This is a genomic window from Pseudomonas sp. HMWF021 (assembly GCF_003061005.1).
GTDB lineage: Bacteria > Pseudomonadota > Gammaproteobacteria > Pseudomonadales > Pseudomonadaceae > Aquipseudomonas.
The window spans coordinates 3,197-9,654 of the sequence record NZ_QAIK01000196.1 but is presented as its reverse complement, the minus strand read 5'-3'; the positions used below and the strand labels follow the sequence as shown (position 1 = coordinate 9,654).

At 48.0% G+C, this 6,458-nt stretch carries 6 protein-coding genes and 1 pseudogene; 3 read left to right on the top strand and 4 right to left on the bottom strand.

The annotated features are described in order from the left end of the window. Nucleotides 1–386: 386 nt before the first annotated feature. A complete protein-coding gene (locus tag DBR18_RS27970) occupies nucleotides 387–1,127 on the top strand; it encodes a hypothetical protein (protein ID WP_108592767.1) in 741 nt (246 codons plus the stop codon). 118 nt (nucleotides 1,128–1,245) lie between these two features. After that, nucleotides 1,246–1,665, top strand: coding sequence for a GIY-YIG nuclease family protein (locus DBR18_RS27965; RefSeq protein WP_108592766.1), 420 nt, complete (start codon nucleotides 1,246–1,248; stop codon nucleotides 1,663–1,665). A gap of 277 nt (nucleotides 1,666–1,942) precedes the next feature. Here the strand turns inward: DBR18_RS27965 and DBR18_RS27960 are convergent, their stop codons facing one another. Together DBR18_RS27960 and DBR18_RS27955 are read right to left on the bottom strand one after the other, a co-directional pair. Next, a complete protein-coding gene (locus DBR18_RS27960) occupies nucleotides 1,943–2,902 on the bottom strand; it encodes a hypothetical protein (protein WP_108592765.1) in 960 nt (319 codons plus the stop codon). A gap of 192 nt (nucleotides 2,903–3,094) precedes the next feature. Further along, entirely contained in the window at nucleotides 3,095–4,021 is a 927-nt protein-coding gene (locus DBR18_RS27955) for a DUF4238 domain-containing protein (RefSeq protein ID WP_218277875.1), read from the bottom strand. A gap of 694 nt (nucleotides 4,022–4,715) precedes the next feature. Here DBR18_RS27955 and DBR18_RS27950 point away from each other — a divergent pair. Continuing rightward, nucleotides 4,716–5,075 carry a DUF6124 family protein gene (locus DBR18_RS27950; protein ID WP_095136351.1) on the top strand — a complete coding sequence of 120 codons (360 nt, stop codon included), beginning with the start codon at nucleotides 4,716–4,718 and terminating at the stop codon, nucleotides 5,073–5,075. A gap of 237 nt (nucleotides 5,076–5,312) precedes the next feature. Here the strand turns inward: DBR18_RS27950 and DBR18_RS27945 are convergent, their stop codons facing one another. Together DBR18_RS27945 and DBR18_RS30165 are read right to left on the bottom strand one after the other, a co-directional pair. Beyond that, nucleotides 5,313–5,882, bottom strand: coding sequence for a LemA family protein (locus DBR18_RS27945; protein WP_108592763.1), 570 nt, complete (start codon nucleotides 5,880–5,882; stop codon nucleotides 5,313–5,315). Nucleotides 5,883–5,885: 3 nt separating this feature from the next. Further along, nucleotides 5,886–6,458, bottom strand: a pseudogene (locus DBR18_RS30165) (hypothetical protein); the annotation flags it as partial.

Here is a 6,458-nt window from a genome sequence, read left to right as displayed (position 1 = left end):
GGTTGGGGGAGGGGGTGGAGATGCCGAGACTTATGAGGCCCTGATTTTTTGGATCGGAGTCGTTATTTTTGCCGTTTAGTTGAATGCCGGTTCAAGGTACTCCAAAAGCAGGAAGCCGATACGCAAGGGAGTGCTTCTTGCCGCCTCCGGCCTGATGCAGGTAATCGAGAATGTCCGCTACCGGCCAAAAGCAGCCATTCACAAAAGGCTGCTTTCGACCCATTGCTGACGCTCGCAAGGGGCGGTGTTCGGCCAGAAGCGGTGACTCGAAGGCTTCTACGAACTTAGGGATCTTCATCGCTGACGGCCTGGAAACCGAGCTGGTTATGGGCGCTCAGCCTGTTATGCTCTCGGCTTCATTGGGTTGATGAGGCTGGGCGCCTACGATGAGTTTTATCCCTAGTTGTGACCACAGAGAGGACGCCACCAGATCTCTATCTGAAATCTATGCGGTTCCCACTGAGAAAATCGACAAAGTTCTTCGAGCTTCGGAAGTGCTACAAATCGCAGAGGTGTATTCTCAAATTAATTCTCCGTGGTTCCACTTTGTGGTATGCCACCTGCTGAAAACTTCCCCTCGTACCGACATTACCCACGCTTATTACTACCATTCAACAAGCTACGCTGGCTGCCCTTCATGGTTTGATGAAGGGTTGCTTGGCTCGTCGCAAGGTGTGGGACGCTTTCTAGACAAAATCACCGAATGGCTCTCACCTGAGAAGCAACTGGTTGCAAAGCAGGCGGCTAGAGGAATCGTGAAGCTTCGCAGCGAGTACGAAGGCTCTACAGCTGAGATGTGTGGCCCCTACGCATGGAACACCTTCACTGCTGCCAGCTCTAGCCCAAGCGGAGTTCGCTATCGGGTTCCAGAGGCTATCCAGGATCTGTGGTCTCCCAGCTTTTGTGGGAGCGGAGAGTTGATCGACCTGAGGGGAATCATCGAAGAACGGCTGAACCCCGTCGTAGTCAAGTTCAAAGGAAAAATCTCGAATATCGATGACTACTGCGCAACGCTGTGGGCCTATTTACTATCAGATGGCGGTGAGTGCCACCTTACTCATACCTTCACGGGCAATGGACTAGCTATACCTAAAGAGGACATCGTTGCGCTGATGGAGGTCCCGTAATACGTGGCTTTGGCGAAAATGCTGGCTGCCCCGCACAACAGACACGTTAATGCTTTTTACAGTTGTTTTTCATTATCTGGTTAGATTTGGACCGTAGCTAACCAAGGAGTCTGTTAGTATGAGCAAAAGACCTGAACCGCAACCAGGGTTTATTTATATATTCCGAGATCACCTGAATAATAATTTGATCAAGGTTGGCTTCAGCAAAGACCCGCTTGCTAGGAGAAAGCAGCTCCATACTACCGGGACCGCGCTGCCAATGACAATTTACCATGTATGGAATGTTGGCGATAAGTATTTGGCCGAGCAAGCTGCTCACGAAGTTCTTAGAGGTCATAGGGTTAATGATAGAAGGGAGTTTTTTGAGATCGCACCGCTGCCACATTTCAGCAGCTTCGAGCGAACCAATTATGATATTACCAGTGATTTTTTATACACTCTGAAAGGACTGATAGAGGAAGGGTGGGACTTTCTAGAAATAGAATATTGCGATGCTTCGCCGGCAGAGGTGCGCGAAGTTCACAATCAATCTAGATAACCAATTTTACGCGGGCGGTTGGTGAGCGCGGCAGTCAGAGTTCAACCCAGCAGACGCAGTGGGAACCTTTGGCTATCCATGGGAGTTCTGAGTACTAGTTGCATTGTCCGCTTATGGCCGATTTCTGCCTCTCGCGATTGGCAGAAATCAGCCATAAGCGGCCGTTCACGGTGGACATCGAACACTTCGAGATACTTTGATTGTAGCTTAAACCGTAGAAAAATATCCTCCTTTCATGCCATCCTTGCTAATGCTCCGCTCACGTGAACGGTGCAAATCAGGCAAGATTACCGGTGCCAGTTAGAATAGTTGTTGTATTCGTACGATTACTGACATAATGCCGCGAGAGATTTGTTTTTTTCATATTCTTGTTTTGCAACTTTATTCTAATATTATCCCACTCAAAAAATATCAGTAAAACCTCTACCGGGGTATCTTGAGTAGATGAATATCGATTTGCATGCACCATATTGGTTGGTGATGCACACTTGCTATTATATTTTTTTAGTGTTTCTTCAAGTGAGGCGCGAGCAGCTTCAACTGATATTTGAATTCTATCGCGAATTTTATCGTGCATTCGAGAAATGCACCCGATGTAAACCCGTATCGCGGTTGTTAGCTCCACCTTCTCAGGCATTTTGTTTAGGACAATTTTTTTAAATTCTGGATTACCACTGAGCAGTTTCTTATCGGTGAATACCAGAGTGCGGTTTTCCCAAAGACGTCCCCCGTCATTGACCTCATAATTTCTATTATCCAATGTTACCTGGCTAACGCATAGGCCTGCGTGCTGGAGATGGTTTCTCAACGCTTCGAGAAAAGCATATTCAAAATATGCATCATACTCCCCATGTGTGAGTCCTTCAAAAAACGACTTTACCCCAGCACTCCCCTCAGCTGCCAAGCACTTACTCAAGTGCCTTGGCATGTGGTCCATGTACATGCGTGTCGAAGTCAATATATTTGTTATTCGCCTATTGAACTTTGTAATTTCATCAAACATATCTATATAGTCAGCGGAGAAACGCAACTGATGTGCTAGGGCACAGCTCAGCAGATCCTGCTCATATTCAAGATAATTACAGGTGATAAGCTCATACTTTTCCTCGACAGCTAACGCGGCACTTAATGTTGCAATGCATTGTTTAATATCCTCAAATTTTTCCTTTGATATTTCAATTTCAGGATTTCGGCCAAGGACATTAACCGTTAAGCAGTATTTATCTTGACTGAGCATCATTCATCCCTTTGCACCGATAAAATTTCACATCATTAAAAGCTCTGAAAAAATGTTCACTAGTTGAGCGTCTGATTCTGGTTGATATATGTGACTCACGAACGTCTATCTTTAGGCAAGACTGATAATCGCAAAAACCTGAATTAAGACGCAATGCGAAGCGATTTTGGCTTTAATGAGTTGTGGGACTCGTTACACCAGTTTACTTCCCAACTGCATAGCACCACCCTTGGCAATGTAATTAAAATTGCTTTTTGATGCAAAGACACGCTGGTAGCTGTTTGCTATAATCTTGCTATTTAACATTGCCACTAAATGTTTATTTGCCGTTTTTACGGCATCTTCTCTACCAAACTCCCCAATCAAAGCAAGATTCTTGGAAACCGGAAAATAAACCATTGTATCTGGCAATCCAAATCCAGGTGACATAAAAGGAAATAATGCCGGATTATGAAAGGTTAAACTAACAGGATTATCAGTAGTAATAAACTCTCCAGCCTCGTCGCCAGTCTCTAATACAATCCAATTTCTTTGATGGAGTAGCTCTGTAATTCTCTGCATTCCAACCAGCTCCACATGTATCTGATGCTCTTTGGATACGGATATTTCAAAAGCACCTTGCTCAAATAAAGCTTTCATTTCTTCAAAGGTTGTACCTCCTGAAATATCCTCACCTGTATCTTGTTTGATTTGAGCAATCTGAGACTCCCATCGCTCTTTTGACTCGAAAGTCATTGCCATTATGTGATTTGCGATCTGGGCTTGCGGTTTAGCCAAATGCTCCCGCATCTCTGGAGATTTGATTGCTAACATACCAATCAATTCTAGAATCACATCCTTCGTCTCACCAGAAAAATCAGACGTTTCTTCAAGCTTTTTGAGTGCCGTTGCTGCTTTACTCTCAAAGTCGGATTGTGTTTTCTCAATAATTTCTGGATCTATACCATTAATTTCTACACGATTAAAATCACGCATGCCGCCAACATTTCTTGGAGTTGATTCGAATTTTTTATTGCTCTTTAAGTCCAAAACTAGAAGCTTTGATTTTTTAGCGCTACCTTGCGTAAAACCCTTCAGGTAACACTGGGATAGATAATGGTGATGTCTTGAGGTACTCAACTTTTCGCTCCTAAGTACAAATAATATAAAAAGCACCATAAAAATATTCGACAACTCAAAAATAGTCGTTTTTCATATCGGAATTACTTTAGCTGGAAAGGTGAGAGCGGACAATTGCAACGTAGGATTAGGCAAAATAAATTTTTAAGACTTTAGCCTGATATTGGGCGCTAAAGGCCAATAGTCGAATGACTGCTATTGGCCGAATGCTGGGCTGTCACGGGCGACCGCTTCTGGCCGAGAGCAGCCATCGAGTCTGAGATGTAGTCCAAAAACGCAAGTCAGGTGGCCCGATGAGTGGACGGATCTATTTAGGGGACATTTTCCGCAGTAAGGTCAAGGTAAACATCGGCGTTTAAAAAAACATCTCCAGACACTCTCCCAGGCTACACATCCTTGCGCCTTTGCCTACAGCTACGCCAGAATCCGCCGGCTTGTGCGCCTTGGGGGCGGGTTCTATTGTGGTTCGGTCGCTGACGAATCAGCGATCGGGTTTCGCAGCCCGGATTAATCAAGGCGCACAGCGCTCCCAATCGTTGCCATTTTTGGCGATGGTGCTTCATGGCGGCTGTGCGCGGGATACCTTCGGGTATGCCGGGTTCCTTGATTCCCGGTCTGCGAACCTGCGTACAGCTGCCACCTCCCTTCGTTTCGCAGCGAACTGTGGCGGCTCCAACAATCAAGGAGCTTCACCATGATCAAACCTACACCCAACCCACCCGAAACCGCCTCGGTTTCCCCCTACGAATCCATCGATTCCAAAAAACTCCACGAAGCCGCCGACCGCGCGCTCGACCATTACCTCTGTCCGCCCGGTTCCACGCCGCCGCCGCGTAAAACCCGTGGGATGTATGCCGTGACGGCGGACAACAAAACTGAAGAATTGCTGGTGGATGCCAGTGAAACACTCGCTTCGGCCAAAACCCTCGCGCAGAACATCGCCAGCTTGTTGCCGGTGTCGCAGCGTCATGCGCTGGCGGGGATTGCGCAGTTGATCATGCTAGGGGAGTTGGCGGTGAATCGGGCGCTGGATAATTTGCAGTTGCCGGGGTGATGTAGGTGTCGGGGACACTTGGTGATTGATTGGGTGTTCATTCTGGCGCCTTCGCGAGCAAGCTCGCTCCCACAGGGTTTGTGGTGGATGCGTAATTTGCGGACACCCAAAACCTGTAGGCGCTGCTGTGAACTTGCCCACAAGGTTATGGGTTGGGCACGGACATTCGTGTTCGGCTAAATGAGGGAGGTGGTCGACCATCACCCTCGCGGGTGATGGTTTGAAGCACTACAAGTGTTAGATATTCGGGGAGTAGGAGAAGCCTTGCGAAGCTTCGGTATCGGAGAACGGCGTCACACGCGTTTTCTTGTTGAACAGGCCGTTGACGACCGAGCCTGGGAACATCTCGATGGAGTTGTTGAACAGTTCGACGTTGCGGTTGTAGATGGTGATGGCTGCGCCTACGTTTTCTTGTTGTTCGGCAATTTCACGCATCATGTTGTTCGCGGCTTCGGATGCTTTCAGGTCAGGGTAGGCCTCAAAAGCAATGCGCAAGCCACCCATCAGTTCCCGCGAGGCGCTTTCAACTTTCGTGAGGGCATTGCCGTCTGCTCCAGCAGGAAGGGCGTGGACCGCGCTGCGAAGGCCGGCGATTTTTTCGAGGAGGCTGGCTTCAAAGACCATGAAATCTGCGAGCACCTTTTGCAGCTGATCGAGAACTTTGGTCTTTTGGCGTTCGTAAACGAGGACGTCCGACCAGGCACGTTGTACTCGGTTGTGTCCCCCAATAATGCCGTTGTAGATGCTGAAGCCCGCGATGATTATGACTACAGCGATCACAGCGGAGAGGATGAGGGTAATGTCCATTGCTTACTTCTCTTGGCGGTTTGTTGGGAGCGAGGAGGTAAAGTTGTCATCGTGCAGCTCACTGAGTGCATGGCTCCATTGGAGCACAGACATCAGGCGCGGCAGATCGACACCCGCAGATATTTCTGAGTAAAACCTTTTGGGTGTAGCCAGCGAATACTCAGTACCGAACGCGAATAGGTCGCTGCTCACGAAGCTGAGGCAAAGCTTTCCACTTTCCGCGAACTCCAGGTTCGGACGATCGAGAATGTCGAATAGCTTCAGCAAGTGCAGCACCGTCGAAGGCTTGATAAATTTCGCACAGAGCATCTCGCTGCGACCGGTCAAACGGAACGCTTTATTGAAATCCGGCGAAGCCGTGTCCATGGGGTGCGAATAGTCGTTCTCTGACTGGTAATCAGATCTGACCGATATTCCGGTGACCCAAGGAAAGTCGATGACCAAACTGTACCGGTCATAGTGGTCGTACACCACTCGAGTCTCCGTTTTGGTATTGCCCTTCTCGTCGGTAACCGTGCTGTTCACCTCTCGTTTGTTGACATAGTGCAGTTGGCGGTACGTGTAAGGCAGGTTGCG

Excerpts from the sequence above, each read along its gene's own strand:
- DBR18_RS27970 (WP_108592767.1), top strand. The coding sequence starts at position 387 with ATGAGTTTTATCCCTAGTTGTGACCACAGAGAGGACGCCACCAGATCT.
- DBR18_RS27965 (WP_108592766.1), top strand. The coding sequence starts at position 1,246 with ATGAGCAAAAGACCTGAACCGCAACCAGGGTTTATTTATATATTCCGA.
- DBR18_RS27960 (WP_108592765.1), bottom strand. The coding sequence starts at position 2,902 with ATGCTCAGTCAAGATAAATACTGCTTAACGGTTAATGTCCTTGGCCGA.
- DBR18_RS27950 (WP_095136351.1), top strand. The coding sequence starts at position 4,716 with ATGATCAAACCTACACCCAACCCACCCGAAACCGCCTCGGTTTCCCCC.
- DBR18_RS27945 (WP_108592763.1), bottom strand. The coding sequence starts at position 5,882 with ATGGACATTACCCTCATCCTCTCCGCTGTGATCGCTGTAGTCATAATC.